General features: G+C 70.6%; 23 protein-coding genes. 10 read left to right on the top strand and 13 right to left on the bottom strand.

The window, feature by feature from the left end; translation table 11 throughout:
* The 3 genes from VFH10_RS07085 to VFH10_RS07095 all read left to right on the top strand — a co-directional run.
* Positions 1 to 1,327 (top strand): serine hydrolase domain-containing protein (locus VFH10_RS07085; protein WP_325127353.1); only part of this gene is annotated, 1,327 nt, incomplete at its 5' end.
* A gap of 37 nt (positions 1,328 to 1,364) precedes the next feature.
* Positions 1,365 to 1,700, top strand: coding sequence for a cupin domain-containing protein (locus VFH10_RS07090; protein WP_325127355.1), 336 nt, complete (start codon positions 1,365 to 1,367; stop codon positions 1,698 to 1,700).
* Between the two features lie 106 nt (positions 1,701 to 1,806).
* Positions 1,807 to 2,028 (top strand): hypothetical protein, encoded by a 222-nt coding sequence (locus VFH10_RS07095; protein ID WP_325127357.1) that lies wholly within the window; start codon positions 1,807 to 1,809, stop codon positions 2,026 to 2,028.
* Positions 2,029 to 2,085: 57 nt separating this feature from the next.
* Here VFH10_RS07095 and VFH10_RS07100 read toward each other — a convergent pair whose 3' ends face one another.
* From VFH10_RS07100 to VFH10_RS07125, 6 genes are read right to left on the bottom strand one after another with little or no spacing between them, the layout of a single operon-like run.
* Positions 2,086 to 2,829 carry a maleylpyruvate isomerase family mycothiol-dependent enzyme gene (locus tag VFH10_RS07100; RefSeq protein ID WP_325127359.1) on the bottom strand — a complete coding sequence of 248 codons (744 nt, stop codon included), beginning with the start codon at positions 2,827 to 2,829 and terminating at the stop codon, positions 2,086 to 2,088.
* A gap of 49 nt (positions 2,830 to 2,878) precedes the next feature.
* Complete coding sequence (locus tag VFH10_RS07105) at positions 2,879 to 3,928, bottom strand: LLM class flavin-dependent oxidoreductase (protein WP_325127361.1); 1,050 nt, start codon at positions 3,926 to 3,928, stop codon at positions 2,879 to 2,881.
* Between the two features lie 25 nt (positions 3,929 to 3,953).
* Positions 3,954 to 5,477, bottom strand: a complete 1,524-nt coding sequence (locus tag VFH10_RS07110; RefSeq protein ID WP_325127362.1) for an APC family permease — start codon at positions 5,475 to 5,477, stop codon at positions 3,954 to 3,956.
* Positions 5,474 to 5,776 (bottom strand): hypothetical protein, encoded by a 303-nt coding sequence (locus VFH10_RS07115; RefSeq protein ID WP_325127364.1) that lies wholly within the window; start codon positions 5,774 to 5,776, stop codon positions 5,474 to 5,476. The genes VFH10_RS07110 and VFH10_RS07115 overlap by 4 nt, the downstream gene beginning before the upstream one ends.
* The gene (locus VFH10_RS07120; RefSeq protein WP_325127365.1) at positions 5,773 to 7,284 is read right to left on the bottom strand and encodes an FAD-binding oxidoreductase; all 1,512 of its coding nucleotides are present in this window, start codon (positions 7,282 to 7,284) and stop codon (positions 5,773 to 5,775) included. Before VFH10_RS07120 ends, VFH10_RS07115 begins: the two co-directional genes overlap by 4 nt.
* The gene (locus VFH10_RS07125; RefSeq protein WP_325127367.1) at positions 7,281 to 8,630 is read right to left on the bottom strand and encodes a (Fe-S)-binding protein; all 1,350 of its coding nucleotides are present in this window, start codon (positions 8,628 to 8,630) and stop codon (positions 7,281 to 7,283) included. Before VFH10_RS07125 ends, VFH10_RS07120 begins: the two co-directional genes overlap by 4 nt.
* A gap of 124 nt (positions 8,631 to 8,754) precedes the next feature.
* On the opposite strand from VFH10_RS07125, the gene VFH10_RS07130 reads away from it, so the two are divergent.
* Complete coding sequence (locus tag VFH10_RS07130; RefSeq protein WP_325127369.1) at positions 8,755 to 9,501, top strand: FadR/GntR family transcriptional regulator; 747 nt, start codon at positions 8,755 to 8,757, stop codon at positions 9,499 to 9,501.
* Between the two features lie 4 nt (positions 9,502 to 9,505).
* Positions 9,506 to 10,210 carry a cache domain-containing protein gene (locus tag VFH10_RS07135; RefSeq protein ID WP_325127371.1) on the top strand — a complete coding sequence of 235 codons (705 nt, stop codon included), beginning with the start codon at positions 9,506 to 9,508 and terminating at the stop codon, positions 10,208 to 10,210.
* Here the strand turns inward: VFH10_RS07135 and VFH10_RS07140 are convergent.
* Positions 10,125 to 11,207, bottom strand: coding sequence for an alpha/beta hydrolase (locus VFH10_RS07140; protein ID WP_325127373.1), 1,083 nt, complete (start codon positions 11,205 to 11,207; stop codon positions 10,125 to 10,127). The two genes, VFH10_RS07135 and VFH10_RS07140, sit on opposite strands and share 86 nt — an antisense overlap.
* A 40-nt stretch (positions 11,208 to 11,247) precedes the next feature.
* Between VFH10_RS07140 and VFH10_RS07145 the strand changes: the two genes are divergently transcribed.
* Positions 11,248 to 11,691 (top strand): MmcQ/YjbR family DNA-binding protein, encoded by a 444-nt coding sequence (locus VFH10_RS07145; RefSeq protein ID WP_325127376.1) that lies wholly within the window; start codon positions 11,248 to 11,250, stop codon positions 11,689 to 11,691.
* 60 nt (positions 11,692 to 11,751) lie between these two features.
* On the opposite strand, the gene VFH10_RS07150 is transcribed toward VFH10_RS07145, so the two are convergent.
* The 5 genes from VFH10_RS07150 to VFH10_RS07170 form a co-directional block, all read right to left on the bottom strand.
* Entirely contained in the window at positions 11,752 to 13,245 is a 1,494-nt protein-coding gene (locus tag VFH10_RS07150; RefSeq protein ID WP_325127378.1) for a catalase, read from the bottom strand.
* The gene (locus VFH10_RS07155; protein ID WP_325127379.1) at positions 13,242 to 13,709 is read right to left on the bottom strand and encodes a Fur family transcriptional regulator; all 468 of its coding nucleotides are present in this window, start codon (positions 13,707 to 13,709) and stop codon (positions 13,242 to 13,244) included. Before VFH10_RS07155 ends, VFH10_RS07150 begins: the two co-directional genes overlap by 4 nt.
* A 167-nt stretch (positions 13,710 to 13,876) precedes the next feature.
* On the bottom strand, positions 13,877 to 14,854 hold the full coding sequence (locus VFH10_RS07160) for an ABC transporter ATP-binding protein (RefSeq protein WP_325127381.1): 978 nt from the start codon (positions 14,852 to 14,854) through the stop codon (positions 13,877 to 13,879).
* A 4-nt stretch (positions 14,855 to 14,858) separates the two neighbouring features.
* Positions 14,859 to 15,680, bottom strand: a complete 822-nt coding sequence (locus VFH10_RS07165) for an ABC transporter permease (RefSeq protein ID WP_325127383.1) — start codon at positions 15,678 to 15,680, stop codon at positions 14,859 to 14,861.
* The gene (locus tag VFH10_RS07170) at positions 15,673 to 16,470 is read right to left on the bottom strand and encodes an ABC transporter permease (RefSeq protein WP_325127385.1); all 798 of its coding nucleotides are present in this window, start codon (positions 16,468 to 16,470) and stop codon (positions 15,673 to 15,675) included. Before VFH10_RS07170 ends, VFH10_RS07165 begins: the two co-directional genes overlap by 8 nt.
* A 166-nt stretch (positions 16,471 to 16,636) precedes the next feature.
* On the opposite strand from VFH10_RS07170, the gene VFH10_RS07175 reads away from it, so the two are divergent.
* Entirely contained in the window at positions 16,637 to 17,152 is a 516-nt protein-coding gene (locus tag VFH10_RS07175) for an NUDIX domain-containing protein (RefSeq protein WP_325127387.1), read from the top strand.
* 22 nt (positions 17,153 to 17,174) lie between these two features.
* On the opposite strand, the gene VFH10_RS07180 is transcribed toward VFH10_RS07175, so the two are convergent.
* Positions 17,175 to 17,699, bottom strand: coding sequence for a YbhB/YbcL family Raf kinase inhibitor-like protein (locus VFH10_RS07180; RefSeq protein ID WP_325127389.1), 525 nt, complete (start codon positions 17,697 to 17,699; stop codon positions 17,175 to 17,177).
* 103 nt (positions 17,700 to 17,802) lie between these two features.
* Here VFH10_RS07180 and cobT point away from each other — a divergent pair, with 103 nt between their 5' ends.
* The 3 genes from cobT to VFH10_RS07195 all read left to right on the top strand — a co-directional run.
* On the top strand, positions 17,803 to 18,864 hold the full coding sequence (gene cobT / locus VFH10_RS07185) for a nicotinate-nucleotide--dimethylbenzimidazole phosphoribosyltransferase (protein ID WP_325127391.1): 1,062 nt from the start codon (positions 17,803 to 17,805) through the stop codon (positions 18,862 to 18,864).
* Entirely contained in the window at positions 18,861 to 20,105 is a 1,245-nt protein-coding gene (gene cobA / locus VFH10_RS07190) for a uroporphyrinogen-III C-methyltransferase (RefSeq protein WP_325127393.1), read from the top strand. The genes cobT and cobA overlap by 4 nt, the downstream gene beginning before the upstream one ends.
* Positions 20,093 to 20,820, top strand: a 728-nt coding sequence (locus tag VFH10_RS07195; RefSeq protein WP_325127396.1) for an RNA methyltransferase, incomplete at its 3' end; no start/stop codon positions are given. The genes cobA and VFH10_RS07195, both read left to right, overlap by 13 nt.

A 20,820-nucleotide genomic window follows, 5' to 3' on the forward strand; every position in this document is an offset into this window, starting at 1 on the left:
CAGCGGGACGCCGGTCTCAGCCGAGACGATGTTCCACCTGGCGTCGGTGTCCAAGCCCTTCGTCGCGACCGCCATCGTCTCGCTGGTGACCGCGCGGGACGCCGGCGAACAGGTGCTCGATCTGGACGCTCCGATCACCGAATGGCTGCCCGAGCTCACGCTGGCCGACGGTCGCCAAGGGGAGGTCACGGCCCGGCGACTGCTGAGCCACACGAGCGGTCTCCCCGACGTCGCCGACTACGGCTGGCACGCCCCTCAGCTCGGCGATGACGCACTCAGCGACTTCGCTCGCAGCCTGTCGGGCTGGCGGCTGCAGGCGGAACCGGGCTCGATGCACTCCTACTCCAACGCCGGGTTCGAGCTTCTCGGGCTGCTGCTGTCCAGGGTGACGGGCACGACGTTCGAGAGCGCTGTCCGGCAGCAGGTCCTGACCCCGCTCGGGATGCCGAACAGCACCTTCCTGCGCGCCGAGGTGCCCCGGCACCTTGCTGCCTCACCGCACGTGGGCATGCCGTTGCAGGTGCCCGGCGACGCCTATCCGTACACCAGGCGCCATGCCCCCAGCTCGACCCTGCACTCCAACCTGGTCGAGATGTGTCGCTGGGTGGTGGCCCACTTCGAGCCGGCCGAGACGGCTGCCGGGGGCCCCGAGGGGCAGTGGGCCCGGCTGGACCAGGGGCTCCTCGACCTGCTGACGCAGCCGGTGGTGCCGGTGGGTCGCCCCCCATGGGAGGAGGCCGCGGCGCTCGCCTGGAGCGTGGGCAGCTACCACGGGCACCGAACGCTGAGCCACACCGGTGCCGACCCCGGGTTCGGTTCGAAAGTCGTGCTGGTGCCTGACGTGCGGACCGGAGTGGTCATGCTGGCCAACTCCAACACGGTCCCCACCGGACCCGTCGGGGCGGCAGCGCTCGACATCGCCCTCGCCGAGGAGTCGGGAGCGGGGGTGGCGGCGATGCGCGCCCTTCTGCCCCCAGTCGTCGGTCCCGTTGCCAAGGCGCTGACGACCTCTGGACCGGATGCCGCAAAGGCGGTGTTTCACCGACTGGCTGCGCTCGAGCCGGCCGAGTTCGACCTTGACGACGAGGGGTTCGTCGACGCCGTGTGGGGAGCGATCGAGCTGCACCGCACCGACCTGGTCTGGACCCTCCTCCGAGCGTGGACCGAGCTGCGTGCCGACTCATCCCCTGCGTGGACGATGACCGGATGGGCGCACCAGGTGGACGGGCACCTCGACCTGGCGAGGGGAGCCCTGCAACGAGCCCTCGACCTCGACCCCGAGAACGACGAGGCCGCGCTGATCATGAGCAACCTCCCGTCGGCGTGAACCCGGCGGAGCCTGTCGGCTTCATATGATCACGACCATGAAGATCCTCGCGGGCGCCGGATCCTACGTGCCGACGACGGGCACCCATTGGGAGCAGCATCTGGAGGTGCCCGACCTGAGCTGCGGCACGTACTCGCTGCCCGCCGGCGGTTCTGATCCCCAGCTACCCCACACGGAGGACGAGATCTACCTCGTCACTCGTGGAACGGCCACGCTGTGGACTCCCAGCGGGACGGCCGAGATGCGACCTGGTGTCGTTGCCTTCGTCCCTGCGGGCGAGGAGCACCGTTTCGTGGATGTCGTTGAGGACTTCGCCGTGGTCGTCGTCTTCGGTCCAGCGGAGTACTCACGTGCCGAGGAGGCCACGAGCTGACGCGAAAACGAGCACGACCATCGCTTGCCGTTGCCGACTGCGGCGGCCGTTTTGATGTGGATCGTCAACGTAGACGTGGCGCGGGGACGCCCCTACCGTGGACGGTATGGCAGACCCAGCCGAGCTGCGAGATCCGCGGTGCCCGACCTGTGCACAGCCGCTGCGCCGCGGTGACCATCTCTGGCCCGAGAACGCGGCGCTCGTGATCGCCTCGGGCAACGCCGGGGTCACCTTCGAGACCCAGGGGCGGTGCGAGAACGAGGCGTGTGCCGACTTCGGCCGCGAGTTCGCTCCCAAGGAATGGCTGGAGCCGATTCGACGCGACTGATCAGCGATCAGCAGCGAAGGCAGGCCGACCGCGCTCGGCGCGCACAGCGACGTCAGGTCAGTCGGTGCTGCTCAGACCCCGGAACCGAGCAAGCAGGTCGGCCGGCACGTCGCCGTCGACGTCGGTGCGGGAGTAGAGCCACAGCAACAGGTCGGGGGCCGGCGCCTCGAGGAGCGGTGCCCCCGCGGTGCCGCCGCGGGTCATCGTCATCGCCCCGGGGACGGAACCGTCGCCGACCGTCCACGCGTCGCCGGTGTCGGTGGCGCGCAGCACGAACGTGCCGTCGAGGGGGACCAGGTCGCCCTCGGCCGCGTCGGACTCGTCGGCCAGCGAGGTGGTGAGGAACTCGTCGACGGAGTCGGCCGCGACGGTCGGGTCGATGGCGAGGGGACGACGGGCCGCGTTGACGGCGTCCCAGGCGTGCACCGCGGCCTCCTGCACCTGGTGGCGGGTGATGAAGGCGACGTCCTGCTGCCCGGGGAACCAGGTCCAGCACGGCGCCGACTGGTCGGCCGCGGCCAGCACGTCGACGAGGCGGGCCGCACCGGCCTCGAAGGCGGCGACCAGCCCGTCGTCGTTGGCGTGGGTCGGCCGCAGGGACTCGTCAGGCGGCTCGGACAGCTTGCCCTCGGCGATGGTGCCCCAGAACCAGTGCACCTCGGTCAGGTGGCGCACGAGGTCGGCCACGCTCCAGTCGGGACAGTGCTCCACGCGTGCGGACAGGTTGCCGCGCACGGCGGTCGCGAACTCCCGCGAGTAGCGGGTGATGGCGTCCAGGCATTGCTCCGTCGTCAGCGTCATGACCGCCAACGTAGAGCACCGGACCGACGGGCCGCTCCGGGTTTTCCGGTCAGGCGAACGCGGGCATCACCTTGTCGTGCACCAGCTGGAGCTGGGTGTCCACGTTGGGCACGCCCGCGATCTCCCGGCCCATCAGCGCCTTGACCAGCGAGGCGTCGGTGATCGCCAGGATCATGTGGTTGATGCCGGTGGGCTCGATGTTGGTCTTGATCTTCTCGGTGACCTCCTCCGGCGTGCCGGCGATCGAGAGCCGCTCGGCCAGGTCGGGGGAGGTGAGCTCGATCCCCTTGGCCATGTCGCCGGCGCCGATCGCCTCGATGATCGGCGCCACCTCATCGGGGCTGACACCGTTGCGCTCGAGCTGCTCGTGAGGCATGGACGAGGCGTACAGACCGACCATGCTGCGCGCGGCGTCCTTGGCCACCGCGGAGTCCTCGGCCACCGAGAAGACCACCCAGGAGCCGAGGTCTAGGTCGTGCACGTTCTTGCCGGCACGCTCGGCACCGATCGTGCAGTGCTTCATCATGTACTCGTACGCTTCACGGGTGTAGCTCAGCGCGTGGTGGCAGCCGTCGGAGAACTCCGCCGACGCCTCGAACGACTTGGGCCCGCGCATCGCGCCCATCTTCACCGGCAGCCGCTCCTGCACGGGCCGGGCGAACGTGAACAGGCCGCTGTACTTGAAGAACTCCCCGTCGAAGGTGACCACGCCGTCATCGAGCAGGGTACGGATCACGTGGACCGCCTCCTTGACCCGCGACAACGGCTTCGTCTTGGCCCAGTCGATGTGGTACTGCGCGAGCAGGCCGAAGTTGCCGCTCGACACCGCGACCTCCGCCCGCCCGTTGCTGAGCTCGTCGAGCGTGGCGGCCGCCTGCGCGATCAGCGTCGGCTCGCGCAGCACGACGCCCGAGATGCTCGGGCCGAGCCGGATCCGGCTGGTCTGGCCGGCGGCCGCGGCGAACAGCAGCCAGAGGTCCTTGTGCCAGGTCTCGTCGGCGGCGTACACGGCGTAGAAGCCGAGCTCGTCGGCCTTCTTGATCGATGCCAGCGACTCGCTGAGCGGGTAGTCCGGAAGCATCGCGTAGCTGAACCTCATGGTGTGTCTCCTCCGGTTTTCTTCGTCAGACGTGCGGTGTCGGGGTCTGCGGGGGCGTGGCCTCGCCGGGGATCGCGTCACCGGCGAGTGCGTCGGTGTTCTGGTAGGGCTTGGCGAGGACGAGGTAGACCAGCCCCACGCCGGTGCCGAGCGCGGCGGAGAGGGCGACGATCCAGTTGTCGTACCACGGGACGTCGGGCGTCCTCGGCCAGGCCATGATGACCATCGCGGTGACCCCATAGGCCAGGGCCGCCGCCGTGACCGGCAGGCCCCACGTGCCCAGCCGGAACGCGCCGCTGGGCTGCCAGCCCTTGAGGCGGGCTCGCAGGGCCGCCAGCACGACCATCTGGAAGCCGAGGTAGATGCCCAGGGTCGCGAACGAGATGATCGACGTCAGCGCCTTGGTCGAGACCACGGAGCCGAGGATGATGATCGCCGGAACGACGGCGCCGACGATCATGGTGTACGGCGGGACGTGCCGGTGCGGCAGGAAGTAGCGGAGGATCCGCGACCCGATGATCATGTCGTCGCGCGCGTAGGAGTACATCATCCGGCTGGCCGCCGCCATCAGGCTGAGCGCGCAGGACAGGAACGACATCATCACCACGACCAGCACCACCTTGGTGCCGTTCACCCCGAAGGCCTCGTTCAGGATCGTGGTGACCGGGTCCGCATCGGTCCCGTCGATGACCGCCGCGTAGTCGGCCACGGCCAGCAGGAGCGACAGGCACACGAAGATCGCGGCGGCGCCACCGACGTAGATCGTCATCCGCATCGCCTTGGGGATCTGCCGGGTCGGGTCCGGGACCTCCTCGGCGACGTCACCGCAGGCCTCGAAGCCGTAGTACTGGTAGATGCCGATCAGGGCCGCGGCCATGAAGGCGCCGAAGTAGCCGCCGTCCGATGCGATGCCCTGGGTGTCGAAGAGCACGCCGAGGTTGTGGTGACGCTCGGTGATCAGCAGCCAGCCACCGACCGCGAGTGCCCCCAGCAGCTCGGCGGAGAAGCCGATGATCGCGGCCATGGCCAGCGCCTTGGTGCCCATCAGGTTGATGAGCAGGGCAAGCGCCAGCAGGATCAGCGCGCACGTGATCGTCGAGCCGGTGCCGGCCTCGAAGCCCAGCAGCTGTGCCAGGAAGGGGCCCGATCCGTAGGTGACACCGGCGATGGTGGTGAGCAGCGCGATCAGGTAGATCCAGCCGGTCATCCAGGCCCACTTGCGTCCCCAGAGGTGCCGGGCCCACGGGTACACCCCGCCGGCGACGGGGTACTGGGAGACGATCTCGCCGAAGACCAGGGCGACCAGCAGCTGGCCGAGGCCGACGATCACCAGCCACCAGATCATCGGCGGACCGCCCGTGGCCAGGGCGACCGCGAACAGCGAGTAGATGCCGACGACGGGGGAGAGGTAGGTGAAGCCGAGGGCGAAGTTCGCCCACAGACTCATGTCGCGCTTGAACTCGGAGGTGTAGCCCAGGGAGGCGAGCCGTGCCGCGTCCTCGTCGTGCTCGTGGTGCTCGTGGCCGCGGGCCGAGATCTCCTGGCTCATGACTGCCCGCCCTCCGCCTCGACCTCGGCGAGCAGCTCCGAGCCGGTCACCACCTTGTGGGCGAAGTGCCGGTGCATCCAGTCCAGGTGGTCGTGCCGGCTGTTCATGATCCGCAGCGTGTCCCAGTTGGGGAACTCCTGCTGCAGCACCCACGTCTGCATCAGCCGCGGGTCGACCTCGTAGACGTGCTCGAAGGAGGTCCGGGCGACGTCGGTAACCTGGGCCGGTTCCGGTGGGGTGAGCTGCTCGGCGTACCGGTAGCCGACGGGTCGGCCCTTGCCGTTGTTGCTCTCGGTCATGCCTGCCGTCCTGTGTCGTAGGCCCGGTCGAGGAGGTACTTGCCGGGGTTCATGATGTTGTTCGGATCCAGGGCTCGCTTGACGTCGAGCATCACGTCGAAGCCGCGGCCCAGCTCGTCGGGCACGAGGTCGACCTCCCCATCGCGGCAGGAGCCGTGGCACGCGCTGATCGAGCCGTTGTGGGAAATAGCGACGGCGGCGATGTCGCGCTTCGCCTTCACCCACATCTCCCAGGCCCGGTCGTCGAGCTGCTGCTCCCAGATGCCGACGTCGATCTCGGTGAGGTAGTCGACGCCGGTGTTGCCGGACGTGTAGGCGAACATGCCCCAGTCGTCGAAGACGTCGGTACGGCGACGCAGGTCGGCGACGATCTCGTGCCAGGCCTTCGTGACGGCGGGGAGGTGGGTGTAGTTGATGGCCGCGTCCTCGCAGTGCCAGCTCATCGGCACCACCTGACCGGCCTTGGTGCGTCCGTGCAGCGGGGTGGCGTAGCGGTCGTGCCGTGCCGCCCAGTCGCCCTCGGAGATCTCGTCGCCCAGGTAGCGCGCGCCGTGCTCCCGGGCGATCCGGAACAGCCGCTTGCCGGCCGGCCGGACCTCGTCCTCGTAGCCGTACATCACCGTGCAGACGAGTGCCCGCACGTCTCCGGGCTGGGGGATGTAGGCCTCGTCGTCACGTCGCAGGTAGGCGACCTTGTGCTCGTCGAAGAGCACGGCCCCGGCGAACGTGGCGACCCCGGCGCGGGCCAGTGCACCCACGCAGGCGTAGGCGTCGTCGTAGTTGTCGAACGCCCAGAACGGGGAGAGCTCGGCCTCCGGCTTCGGGAACAGCTTGAGGGTGGCCTCGGTGGCGATGCCCAGGGTGCCCTGGTGGCCCATGAACAGGTGCTTGAGCTGGTAGCCGCTCGAGGACTTGCTGATCTTGTGGCCGATGCCGTCGCCGACGTGCATGACCTCGCCGGTCGGCAGCACGAAGTCGAAGCTCAGCACCAGGTCACGCGTGTGCCCGTAGCGCGAGCCGATCAGCGACCAGCCGCTCGTGCCGATCCGTCCGCCGACCAGGCTGCACGGGTACGACGCCGGGTCGTCGGGGTAGAACAGGTCGTGCCGGGCCAGCTGCTCGTTGAGCTTCAGCATGTTGATGCCGGTGCCGACGGTCACCGTGCGGTTCTCGAGATCGAGCTCCCTGATGGCGTTCATCCGCTTCACGTCGACGACGATGCCCCCGCGCAGCGGCACCGCGCCGTCGGTGAGCCCGGTGCCGCCGTCGCGTGGCACGATCGGCACCCGCAGGTCGTTGGCGATCCGGACGACCGCCGCGACCTCCTCGGTGCTGGTCGGCAGCACTGCGAGGTCGGGCATCCGCTCGGTCCACCGGTGCACCGGGAACGGTGCCGGCACGCGGGCGCGGTTGAGACGGTCCGGCTTCGAGGTGAGGATCTGCTCGTCCCGGAGCACGCCCCGCAGCGCGCTGACGACCTCGTCGACCCGCTCCGCCTGGAGGGTCATCGGGCACCTCCACGGGTGCTGCCGCCGACCTCGATCCCGAGCGAGGTGGCGAGCAGCTCGTGGAGGTCGATCACGTCGATGCCGGCGCCGTCGCCCGCCTCGCCCAGCGGGCGCTCGGACCACGGGCAGGCGCTGACCATGGTGTCCACCTCGAGCACCGACGCATGCTCCATGCGCTTGGCGGAGATGGCGGCGGTGAGCTCCGGCTTCTCGACCGGCAGGCCGCCCCCGCCGCCCGAGCAGTAGGACCACTGCGTCACCCGGTCGACGTCCTTGAAGTCGAGACCCGGGATCGCGCGCAGGATCTCCCGCGGCTCCTTCCAGATCCCCTTGCGCTTGTTGAGCCGGCAGGGGTCGTGGTAGGTGATGCTCCGCTCGACCGGCACCGACGGCGTCAGCCGGCCTTCGCGGATCAGCTCGGCGAACAGCTCGACCACGAGCACGATCTCGATGTCGTAGTCGGCGCCGAAGTACTTCGGGTAGTCCTCCGTGAACGAGATGTAGTCGTGCGGGTCGAGCACCAGCACCCGCCTGGTGCCGGTGGATCGCCAGTTGTCGAGGTTGTGCTGGGCGAACCGCTTCGCCTGGTCGACGTACCCCATCTCTGCCGCCGGTCCGCCACAGCACCACTGCTCGCCCATCAGGCCGAACTCGACGCCGGCCTGCTGCAGGATCTGTGCGACCGCCCGCGGCACGGACGTGCGGTAGAACGCCGCCTCACAGTCCACGAAGAGGATCGTCTCGCCGCCGATCGGGATGTCGAGGCCCTCCGACCAGTCGCGGACGTGCTCCTGGCTGACGTCGGTGTCACCGAGCACCGGCTCGTGGGTCCGCAGGTCGGTGCGCTCGTTCCAGGTCTTCCAGCCGGGCTGGTGGACGCCACTCTCGACGGCGAACGCTCGCGCGGCCTTGACCACGTCGACCGTCCGGGTGCGGAACCGGTAGAAGTCGCCGGTGAACAGGGTGTTCGGGCAGCGCAGCTCGCAGGCGCCGCACTGGGTGCAGTTCACGTAGTCGGCGGCGACCTCCTCGATGCCGAGCTCACCCCGCTCCATCGCGACGACGTTGGCGTGGAAGGCGGTGGGGGTCCACGACTCGTTGCGGGTGACCTGCATGACCGGGCAGACCTCGCGGCAGAACTTGTGACCGGAGGAGAAGCAGTTGTACGACGCGTTGCGCCACTCCGCCGCGAACTGCTGCTCCGGACTCGCATCGGGACCGATCTCGTGCACCCGCGCGATCTCGTCGGGCATCGACGCCAGATCCGCGGGATTGTCCCGCATGCCGGGCGTGAACGGTCGGTTGAGCGGGTCGTCCCGGTCGACGGGCTCCTCGATCTGGGTCATGAGGGCGCCTCCTGCGCACGGCTCGAAGTGGTCCACGTCACAGTGTTGCGAAAAACATATGGCTCTATATGTTTGTCCGCAAGACACCAAAAGGGCTAGTGCCTCGAGCGGAGGGAGCGACTCGATGCGCCTGCATCACGCGCTCTTCGGACCCCTCGACGACGCCGGCAACCGTCGGGAGGCGGTCACCCGCAGGCTCGGCGGCGCGATCGCCCTCGGGCTGCTCGGCGACGGCGAGCAGCTGCCCCCGGAGCAGGAGCTGGCGACCTCGCTCAACGTCTCGACGGTGACCCTGCGCGACGCGCTGGCGGAGCTGCGCGAGAAGGGGCTGGTGGAGACCCGACGGGGCCGCGGCGGCGGCAGCTTCGTGCGGATGTCGGGTGCGGGCCTCTCGGCGCTGTCCCGGGAGCGGCTCACCGAGATGGGGGTCAGCGACCTCCGCGAGATCGGTGACCTGCACGTCGCGGTCGCGGGGACCGCCGCGAGACTCGCCGCCGAGCGGGCCTCCGAGGCCGAGATCGAGCGGCTCCGCGAGCTGGTGACCCGGCTCCGGGCCGCCGAGGGCGACGCCGACGTACGACGGATCGACGGCCGGCTGCACATCGAGATGGCCGCCGCGGCCCAGTCCGCACGGCTGACGATGATGGAGATCGAGCTGCAGGGTGAGCTCGCGCAGCTCACCTGGCGGGCCTCCGCCGGTCGGAGCGGGAGCGAGCTGGCGGACGCGCGACGGCTCGTCGTGGAGGCGATCGGCGGACGTCGCGCGGACCGTGCGCGCACACTGGTCGAGCAGCAGCTCGGCGACGAGACGTTGCGCCTGATCGACGACCACATCAGGCTGATGCGTGACCGCGCCGGGGAGGAGGGGTGAAGCCGTGATCTCAGGGACCCGGGAGGACCACGACGTCGCCGAGGTCGTGGTCGAGGTGGTCGAGCGGGTGTTCGCGACGGTGGACGAGGTGCGCCGGTCGACACTGGCGGTGCACGCAGCCGCCACCGCCGCGGGCCGTCGGCTCAGCGACGACGACGTGCACGGCCTCGCGCCAGAGCTGCTCGCGCGGATGCGACGGCCCGACGAGGTCGCGGTCGGCCTGGGCGTGATCCTGGAGCCCGGCCTGCTCGGGCATCCGCACCTGCGGCTCGAGTGGTGGCAGTGGGTGGCCGGCAAGGACGACCCGGCCCGGCTCGAGGTCGACCTGCGACCCGACAGCCTGGACTTCTACGACTACGCGGGCACGGAGTGGTTCGCCGTCCCGCGACGCACCAGGCGACGGCACGTGGTCGGACCGTACGTCGACGTGCACGGCACGGACCGGTACCTCCTCACCCTGACCATGCCGGTGGAGGCCGACGGCGAGTTCCTCGGGGTGGCCGGCGCCGACCTCCCGATCAACCGGTTCGAGGCGCTCGTCCTCGGTCGCCTCGGCGCCGGCTCGGCCGGGGTGGTCGTCAACGACGACGGGCGGGTGGCGTTCTCGACCTCCAGCCGCTGGGTCATCGGCTCCCTGTGCCGCGGCGAGATGCCGCCGGCGTCCCGGCCGCTGCCGGGGCTGCCCTGGCGGGTCTACGACTGGTCCTAGGGCCGTCCGCCGATCCGTTCGCGTGCCCGGTGTCGTCGGGCGTCGCCAGGTGGGAGGTCCGCCAGCGGTCCATCTCGTCGAACACCCGGGTCCGCACCTCGTCCCGCGACAGGGTGACGTCGTGCAGCGCTCCCGGCACCGAGACGAGGGTGACGTGCCGGGACAGCTTGTGCGCCCACTTCCGGATCTGCTGCACGTCGAGCACGATGTCGCTGCTCGAGCAGGTCTCGTCCCACTCGCGCGGGTGGCCGGAGGTGTCCGAGGTGAGGACGAGCACGGGTACGTCGAGGTCGAGCCCGCGGTGCACGCGCGCGTGGCCCCGTCGTACCGCACGCAGCCAGCCGGCGTACACCGGCCAGCTCTCGAGCGGCTTCCACTCCAGGTCGAACGGCCACTCGCCGTCGTGGTCACGGTGCAGGCTGCGGGCGTAGAAGCCGTTCACCTCCCGGGGGATGGTCAGGTACGGCCGGCGGGCGCCGATCTGGTCGATCGCCTTCGTCCCGGCGGTGCGCAGCAGCAGGCTGCCGTGCAGGTCCAGCCACGGCGAGTTGAGAACCACCCCGTCGACCGGAGCGGCTTCGTCATGGAGCCAGAGAGGTACGACGAGCCCGCCGGTCGAGTGCCCGGACATCACCACGTGGTCGTGCCCGTCGCGCTCGGTCACTCGGCGGTAGGCCTCGCCGAGCTCCGCGTAGTAGCTGGTCAGGTCGGTGGTGAAGTTGGGGGTCTGGTGCGGGCGTAGCGAGCGGCCGTACTTGCGCAGGTCGAGGGCGTAGAAGTCGTAGCCACGGGACAGCCAGTGATCCGCGGCGACGGTCTGGAAGAAGTAGTCGGCGAACCCGTGCACGTGCAGCACGGCCTTGCGGCTGCGGGAGCGGCCGCGACGGCGTACCAGCGTGGCGACGACCTCGCCCTCGTCGTCGGGCGGGAGGTCGATCGTCTCGGCGTAGTAGGGCCTGCCGAGGACGTCGACGGGCCACTCTTCGCTGCGTCCCATGCGGCAATCCTGCCCCACCCCCGCGGCCTACGATGCGGGTATGCCGCGACGGTCGAGGAAGGCACGGGTCGACGACGTGCACGAGGTGGCACTCGCGCTGCCGCACGTGACCGTGACCGGGGACGACGGGCGGCAGGTGTACGCCGTCGGCGGCAAGTCGTTCATCTTCTTCCGCGGCCCGCGACCCGACGCCTTCGACCCCGACACGGGCGAGCGCTACGACGACGTCATCGTGTTCTGGGTGGCCGACCAGGGCGACAAGACGGCGATGGTCGAGGACCCGGACACGCCGTACTTCACGACGCCGCACTTCAAGGGGCACAGGTCCGTGCTGCTCCGCGCGTCCCGGATCGGCGAGCTGACCCGCGACGAGGTCGCCGAGCTGGTGCAGGACGCCTGGCTGTCGCGGGCCTCGAAGACGCGCGCGAAGCGGTGGCTGGCCTCGCTCGACGGTGCCGACCCGCGCTTCGTCCGGCCCCGGTGATCGAGCCCGTCGAGATCTCGTCTCGACGGGCTCGACGACCGCTGGGCCGGGCCGACCGGCTCAGGCGTCGCCCATGCCCTGCACGGCGTCACCAGAGCCTTCGCGGACCTTCTCCTCGATCCGCTTGCCGACCTCGGCGTCGATGCTCTTCCAGTAGTCGAACGCGCGCTCGAGCACGGGGGAGCGGACCCCGCCGAGCAGGCTGCCGGCGACCTGGTCGACGAGCCGGTCGCGCTGCGCGTCGTCGAAGACCTCGCGGACCATCGTGCCGGCCTGGCCGAAGTCGTCGTCCTCCGCGTGCAGCTGGTAGGCGCTGCGCACCAGCTCGCCGTCGACCTCCCAGGCCTCCTCGGGGTTGCCGGGTCCGTCCGACCAGCCCCGCTCGTAGGAGTTGGGGGCGTAGACGGGCGCGGCGCCGCTGTGCTCGTAGGACATCTGGCCGTCGAACTGGTAGGAGTTCACCGGCACCCGCGGCTTGTTGACGGGCAGCTGGACGAAGTTGGTGCCGATCCGGTTGCGCTGCGCGTCGTTGTAGGCGAACGAGCGGGCCAGCAGCATCTTGTCCGGCGACAGCCCGATGCCCGGGACCGTGTTGCCGGGGGAGAAGGCGGCCTGCTCGATCTGCCCGAAGAAGTTCTCCGGGTTCCTGTCCAGAGTCAGCCTGCCGACCTCGATGAGGGGGTAGTCGCCGTGCGGCCACACTTTCGTCAGGTCGAACGGGTTGAACCGGTAGGACTTCGCGTCGTCGTACGGCATGACCTGGACCTTGAGCGTCCAGCTGGGGTGCTCGCCGCGCTCGATGGCCTCGTAGAGGTCCCGGCGGTGGTAGTCCGCGTCCTCACCGGCGACCTCGGCGGCCTCCGCGTTGGTGAGGAACTCCATGCCCTGGTCGGTGTGGAAGTGGTACTTCACGAAGAACTTCTCGCCCGCGGCGTTGACCCACATGTAGGTGTGCGAGCCGTAGCCGTTCATGTGGCGCCAGGAGCGGGGCAGCCCGCGGTCGCCCATCACGTAGGTGACCTGGTGCGCCGACTCGGGGTTCAGGGTCCAGAAGTCCCACTGCATGTTGTTGTCGCGCAGGCCGGAGTCCGGCAGCCGCTTCTGGCTGCGGATGAAGTGCGGGAACTTCATCGGGTCACGGAGGAAGAAGACCGGCGTGTTGTTCCCGACCAGGTCGTAGTTGCCCTCGGACGTGTAGAACTTCAGCGCGAAGCCGCGGACGTCGCGCCAGGTGTCGGGGCTGCCGAGCTCACCGGCGACGGTGGAGAACCGGAGCAGCAGGTCCGTGGACGCGCCCTTCTGGAACAGCGCCGCCTTCGTGTAGCGGGACACGTCCTGGGTGGTCTCGAAGACGCCGAAGGCACCCGACCCCTTCGCGTGCGGACGCCGCTCGGGCACGTTCTCCCGGTTGAAGTGGGCCAGCTGCTCGACGAGGTGCACGTCGTGCAGGAGCAGCGGGCCGTTGCTTCCGACCGAGAGTGAGTTGCGGTCGCTCGGGGCGGGGGAGCCGAAGCCGGTGGTCGATCCGCCGTGCGGGGTGGTGTCCTGGGTCATGCTTCCTCCTGATCGGTGTTGCGTGAGTCGTGGGTGCAGGGGTCGCAGATCCCCCAGTAGATGACCTCCGCCTCGTCGAGGACGAAGCCGGGGGCGTGCACGCGAAGGTCCTGCGGCTCGAGGCAGGGGGCGGCGCCGACGGCGCAGTCGACGTCGGTGACGACACCGCAGCGCCGGCACACCAGGTGATGGTGGTTGTCGCCCACCCGGAGCTCGTAGCGGGCCACCGACCCGGCCGGCTGGATGCGGTTGACGATGCCCTTGTCGGTGAGGGCGTTGAGCACGTCGTACACGGCCTGGTGGGACACCCGGCCGACGTCGGCCCGGACCCGCGCGAGGACGGTGTCGGCTCCGGAGTGTGGTGCGCCGGCCAGCGCGGACATCACCGCCACCCGCTGCCTGGTCACCCGCAGCCCCCGGTCGCGGAGCGTGTCCGCGTGGTCGGGACGCAGCGACGAGGTCATGCCCCGACCCAACCACCTATTCTGGAATGAGTCAAAACAACGTTGAGACGCGCGTGCGGGATGTTGAGACGCGCGTCCGGGGGTGTTCATGCGCGCGCTCCGGGCCCCACAAGCGCGTCTCAACAGTTCTGGGGCGCGTCTCAACCCCCTCGGGGCGCGTCTCGACGTCAGCGGGCGTAGATGTCTGCGATCACGTCCTCGATCGCCGGCTCCAGGATCGAGAGGTCGGCGACGTCGTACGACGCGGCGACGGCGGCCACCAGGGGAGCGGCCGAGGCCTCGGCGGGGAAGCTGAGCCACTGGCGGGGACCCTCGACGCGGCGTACGGTCGCGCCGTCCACCGCGATCCGGGCGTCGTCCGGGAGCGGGTCGACGAGGTCCACGACGAGGGTGCGGGTGGATGAGCCGACCGTGTGCAGGCCGGACAGCGACCCGTCGTACACCAGCGAGCCGTGGTCGATGACCATCACCCGCTTGCAGAGCTGCTCGATGTCCTGCAGGTCATGGGTGGTGAGCAGCAGTGTCACCTGACGTTCGGCGTTGACCCGCCGGAGGAACTCGCGCAGCCGGCTCTTGCTCACCACGTCGAGGCCGATGGTCGGCTCGTCCAGGTACAGGATCTCCGGGTCGTGCAGCAGGGCGGCCGCGATGTCGCCGCGCATCCGCTGCCCGAGCGACAGCTGCCGGACCGGGGTGTCGAGAAGGTCGCCGAGGTCGAGCAGCTCGCAGAACTCGTCGAGGTTGCTGCGGAACCGGTCCGGCGTGATCTTGTAGATGCGCCGGAGCAGCTCGAACGAGTCGCGCAGCGGCAGGTCCCACCACAGCGTCGTGCGCTGGCCGAAGACCACCCCGATCCGCCGGGTGAGCTCGAGCCGGTCGCGTGAGGGGTCGGCGCCCGCGACGCTCAGCCGCCCCGACGTGGGCACGAGGATGCCGGTGAGCATCTTGATGGTGGTGGACTTCCCGGCGCCGTTGGGCCCGATGTAGCCGACCATCTCGCCCCGAGCGATCTCGAAGCTGATCCCGTCGACGGCGCGCACAACGGACGCGATCCGCCGGAACCGGCCCGCGCGCCGGCGTACGACGAACGTCCGGGTCAGATCCTCCACCTCGATCAACGCGGTGGTCGAGCCCGTCGACACCATGCTGCTAGCTCCCTGTCGATCGGTAGCGGCGGACGCCCGTTCGCCAGGCCACGGTGGCCAGCAGGCCGAGGGCGAGTGCGGCCACAGGCGCGGCGAACTGGAACGCCTCGGGCAGCCCGAACGGGTCCGGGCGGCCGAGGATGTAGAGAGACGGGTACCAGTTCACGAACGCGATCGGCACGAGGAAGGTGAGCGCCTTGACCATCTCGGCCGGATAGATCGTCAGCGGGAACTGGGCGAGCGTGTTGCCGCCGTAGGTGAACGCGTTCGCGGCCTCGGAGGCGTCCTGGGTCCAGAACTGGAACGCCGCGCCGAGCGTGAAGATCGCCAGGAAGATCGCCGTGCCGAAGACGACCAGGTAGCCGACCATGGCGGCCTTCGCCGGTGTCCACTCGAGGTCGAGGGTGACGATCGACCAGGCCAGCACGGCGGTGGCCTGCGCGATCCGGCCCAGGCGGCGCAGGGCGAACTCGTCGGCGCACACCTGGGCGTAGAGCGGCACCGGACGGATCATCATCGCGTCGAACGTGCCCAGCCGGATCTTGCTGCCCAGGTGCTCGATGTTGCCGAGGATCAGGTCCGCGAGCCCGAGGCAGACCCCGGCGCCGCCGTACAGGAACGCGACCTCGGCGAGCGAGAAGCCGCCGAGTGCGTCGATGTTGGCGAACATGATCACGATCGCCAGGAAGTCCAGACCCGTCACCACGAACTGCGCGATGGTGAGGATCACGAACGACGTCCGGTAGGTCATCGACACCCGGACCCAGGTCCGGGCGAGCAGACCGTAGGCGCGCAGGGCGTCGGGGAGTGCCGAGGCCTCAGCCACCCTGCACCACCACCTTGTGCCGGGCCCGGCGCAGCACCACGCCGCAGGCGCCGAGCAGCGCCGCCGCCCAGGCTGCCTGGAAGGTGAGGCCCCACCAGGCGTCCGCGCCGGCGCGACGACCGAGCCAGATGTCCGCGGGCACCTGGAGGAACGCGGCCCACGGCAGCGCCATCGCCAGGTCGCGCGTCCAGCCGGGGAACAGCACGAGCGGCACGACCAGCCCCGAGAAGAACATCGCGCACACCACCTGCAGGTTGCGTACGCCGGTGTCGTCGAGCAGCCAGAACGCGCTGGCCGTGACGAGCATCCGGATACCGAACGAGACGACGACCGCCAGCGGCACGGAGAGCCAGAAGAGCAGCCAGGTGCCGGGACCGGCCGGGTAGCGGAGGTCGAACAGCACCGCGCCGACGAGCGTGGGCGCCAGGCCCCGGGTGACCAGGTGGTACGCCGCGCGGCCGAGGTCGGTCGCCAGCCACCAGCCCAGCAGACCCACCGGCCGGTACAGGTCGAGCGCGACGTCGCCGGTGCGGATCCTGGCTGCCAGGTCGTCGGTGGCGCCGCCGGACCAGACGGCGACGGTCATGATCATCGCCTGCCCCAGCCAGGCGTAGGTCAGGGCGTCGGAGACGTCGTAGCCGCCGGCGTCGGGGTTCTGCCCCCACACCGCGAGGTAGCTGAAGCTGATGATCACGCCGAAGACGCTGTTGGTGAAGATGCCGGCGAGGGTGGCCGCCGTGTAGGTCGCGTAGCGACGGAACGCACGCACCGCCACCGCGACGTACAGCATCCGACCTCCTGGCTCCTCGTCTCGAAGGGGCACTCCCCGGTGCGGCACGCACGCCGAAGCCCCCGGACCACGCCGGCCGGGGGTGGGGAGTACCGCTGTGAGAATGTGGGGAGGTTAAGTGTGCAGGACGACACACTTCCGAGCAATCCTCTTGAGGGGGACCAGCGTGACCGACGCATCAGCCGCTCGGGGCGCCAGCGCCCGCAGCGTCGACGAGGACATCACTCCGTGCGCGGAGCGCAACTGCCGTATCGCGACGGTGATCCTCGTCGACCCGCGCGGCTGGCTGCTGCTGCAGGAGCGCGACGAGCACGCGCAGGTCGCGCCGGAGCAGTGGGGACTGGTCGGCGGCCACGTCGAACCGGGCGAGGAGTGGGAGGACGCGCTGGCCCGCGAGGTCGCGGAGGAGACCGGCCTCGAGCTCACCGGCCTCGAGCTGTGGTTCGACGAGGTGGTCCAGCACTCACCGAAGGTCTCGACGCACCTGGCCGACCAGTGGCGGATCTGGGTCGGCCGCACCGACGTCACCGACGACGACATCGTCCTCGGGGAGGGACGGCAGATCGTGTTCGTCGATCCCGCCCGGGTGCGCGACGGCTCCCTCGACCTCGCCCCCGCCACGCGGTTCATCGTGCCGCGCTTCCTCGACTCGGACGTCTACGCGCGCCTTTCCGGCGGGTGACCCTCGACCAGCCGGTTCGCTCTCAGTGCTGGTAGGTGCCGTGCAGGATGGCGCGGCCAAGCGTCTTGAAGGCGAGGTTGAACGAGACCACCGCGGGTGAGGAGTTCTCGTCCACGCCCAACGACTCCTCGCCGACGGCGTGCACGACGAAGAAGTACCGGTGCACCTGGTCGCCCTCCGGTGGCGCGGCGCCCATGAACCCGGCCTCGCCGCCGTCGTTGCGGCAGTGGAACGCCTTGCCCGGGAGGTCGCCGGAAGCGGCGCCGGTGTCCAGCGAGGTCACGTCAGCAGGCAGGTCGACGAGCACCCAGTGCCAGAAGCCGGACGGGGTGGGCGCGTCGGGGTCGAAGCAGGTGACGACGTAGCTCTTCGTCCCCTCGGGCGCGCCGGACCAGCTCAGCTGCGGCGAGGTGTTGCCCTTGGCCGCGACCTGGTCGTCCGTGAGCGGCCGGCCGTCCGTGACGTCGTCGCTGGTCACCGAGAACGACGCGGTGGCGGGCAGCAGGTCGTAGGGGTTCGGGGTCACGGGACGGTCGAGCGTGCTCACGGTGCCTCCTGAAGGTCGGGTTCCTGCCCTGACAGCAACCCGACAGTAGTCCGGCCCCTGGGCAGGTGCCAGGCGCCGCCGCACGACGAGGACAATGGCGCGCATGCACCCCGACGTCCGTCATCTCGGAACCCGCACGCCGGTCCGGCCGCTCGACGAGCGGGCGATGACCGAGGCGCGACAGCGGCAGGCGCAGCTCACCAAGCCTGCGGGCGCCCTCGGCGTGCTGGAGGACGCGTCGGTGACGCTGTGCGGGATCCAGCGAACCTGTCCGCCGCGCCCGCTGGAGCGGCCTGCGGTGGCCGTGTTCGCCGCGGACCATGGCGTGCACGCCCGCGGCGTGACCCCGTGGCCGCAGGAGGTGACGGCCTCGATGATCGAGAACTTCCGCGCGGGAGGGGCCGCGGTCAACGTGCTGGCGAGGCAGGCCGGCGCCGAGGTCTACGTGGTCGACATGGGCGTCGCGGCCGACGTCGAGGCCGACGAACACGTGCTGGACCGCAAGATCCGCAGGGGTACGTCGGACCTGGCCGCCGGGCCCGCGATGTCCCGCGACGAGGCGGTGGCCGCCATCATGCTCGGGACCGACGTCGCCCAGCAGCTTCTCGCCGCGGGTCACGACTGCCTGCTCACCGGTGACATGGGCATCGCCAACACCACGGCGTCGGCGGCCCTGGTCGCGGCGTTCACGGGAGCGGAGCCGGCGGACGTGACCGGCCGGGGCACCGGCATCGACGACCCCATGCACGCGCACAAGATCGCGATCGTGCAGGTGGCGATCGAGCGAAGCGCCGTGACCGATGACCCGATCGAGACGCTGGCCTCTCTCGGCGGCTTCGAGCACGCCGGGCTGGTCGGCTTCGTGCTGGCCGGTGCGGCGGCGGGTGTCCCGGTGGTGCTCGACGGGCTGATCGCCGGGTCCGCCGCCCTCGTCGTACAGGCGATCGAGCCGGCGGCACTCGGCTACTGCTTCGCCGGGCACCGCAGCGCCGAGCCAGGGCACCGGATCGCGTTGCAGCACCTCGGCCTGCGACCGCTGGTCGACCTGGACCTGCGCCTGGGTGAGGGCACCGGCGCGGCGCTGGCGTTCCCGATCATCGAGGCGGCGGGCGCCACGCTGCGGGAGATGGCCACCTTCGACTCGGCCGGGGTGGCCCGGAAATGACGGAGTTCCCGCCGTACCCCTCCGGCCTGCGGCTGGCCGGCCGCCGGGTCGTGGTGGCCGGTGGCGGACACGTGGCCCAGCGACGGGTGCCCGGGCTGATCGCGGTCGGAGCCGACGTGGTCGTGGTCTCGCCCGAGGTGACACCGGCCGTCGAGGGGCTCGCGGGCGGTGGCGAGATCACCTGGCTCCCGCGCGGCTTCGAGGACGCCGACCTCGACGAGGCCTGGTACGTCATCGCGGCGACCGACGACGTGGCCGTCAACCAGCGGATCAGCGCGGCCGCGGAGGCGCGCCGGATCTTCTGCGTGCGTAGCGACGACGCGCCGAAGGCTACGGCGTGGACTCCTGCGGTCGGCCGGCACGCGGGGGTCACGGTGGCCGTGCTCAGCAACCGCGAGCCGCGGCGCTCCGCCTCGGTGCGCGACGCGGTCGTCGCCGGCCTCCGGGACGGGGCGATCGCCGCGCCGCACGACTCCGAGCGCGCGCCGGGCGTCGTGCTGGTGGGCGGCGGACCGGGTGATCCCGAGCTCGTGACGGTGGCCGCCCGCCGCGCGCTGAGCGAGGCCGACGTCGTGGTCGCCGACCGGCTCGCGCCACGCGAGCTCCTCGACGAGCTGTCACCCGACGTGGAGCTGATCGACGTCGCCAAGCTGCCCCGCGGCCGGTCCGCCGCGCAGGAGGAGATCAACCGTGTGATCGTCGAGCGCGCACGCGCCGGCAAGCGGGTGGTCCGGTTCAAGGGCGGCGACTCGTTCGTGTTCGGCCGCGGCTACGAGGAGGCGATCGCCTGCGCGGAGGCCGGAGTCCCGTGCAGCGTGGTGCCCGGCCTCACCAGCGCGATCTCGGTGCCCGCGGTTGCCGGCATCCCGGTCACCCACCGCGGCGTAGCCCACGAGTTCACGGTCGTCTCGGGGCACCTGCCGCCGGGCCACCCCGAGTCGCTCGTCGAGTGGCCGGCGGTCGCCCGGCTGCGCGGCACCGTCGTACTGCTGATGGCGGTGCAGAACCTGCCCGCGATCGCCACCGCCCTCCTCGACGGCGGCCGGTCACCCGAGACGCCGGTGGCGGTCGTCTCGGAGGGCACGATGCCGGGCGAGCGCACGCTGCTGTCGACGCTCGCGGCCGTGGACGCGGCCGTGGAGTCCGAGCAGGTGCGGCCACCGGCCATCGTCGTGATCGGCGACGTGGTCGCGGTGGCGAACCCCGAGAAGTACGCCGCCGCGAGTTCATGGCAGTCCTGACCGAGGTCGCCGACGCCGACGACCCGCGCCTCGCCGACTACCGCGACCTGCGCGACGTCGAGCTCCGAAAGCATCTCGAGGCCGAGCACGGGCTGTTCTTGGCGGAGGGGGAGAAGGTCGTACGCCGCGCCGTGGAGGCCGGCTACGCACCAAGGTCGTTCCTGATGGCCCCGCGCTGGCTGGACGGCCTGTCCGACGTGCTCGCGCAGACCGACGCGCCGTGCTTCGTGGTCTCGGAGGAGCTCGCCGAGCAGGTCACCGGCTTCCACGTGCACCGCGGCGCGCTGGCCTCGCTGCGCCGGCGGCCGCTGCCGCCCCTCGACGAGGTGCTGGAAGGTGCCCGCACAGTGCTCGTGCTCGAGGACATCGTCGACCACACGAACGTCGGCGCGATCCTGCGCAGCGGCGCCGCCCTCGACGTCGACGCCGTCCTGCTGTCACCGCGCTGCGCGGACCCGCTCTACCGGCGGTCGGTCAAGGTGGCGATGGGGGCGGTGTTCTCGATGCCCTGGACCCGGCTGGCCGACTGGTACGACGCCCTGCCGTCGCTGTCCGCGCACGGGTACACGACCGTCGCGATGACGCTGGCCCCCGATGCCCGGCCGCTCGACGAGGCGGTGGCGGGACTCGACAAAGTCGCGCTGGTGCTCGGCGGCGAGGGGCACGGCCTCTCGCCGCGCTGGCAGTCCTCCGCCGACCGCCGCGCGATCATCCC

Origin of the sequence: Nocardioides sp. (assembly GCF_035697785.1) — a bacterium.
GTDB lineage: Bacteria > Actinomycetota > Actinomycetes > Propionibacteriales > Nocardioidaceae > Nocardioides_B.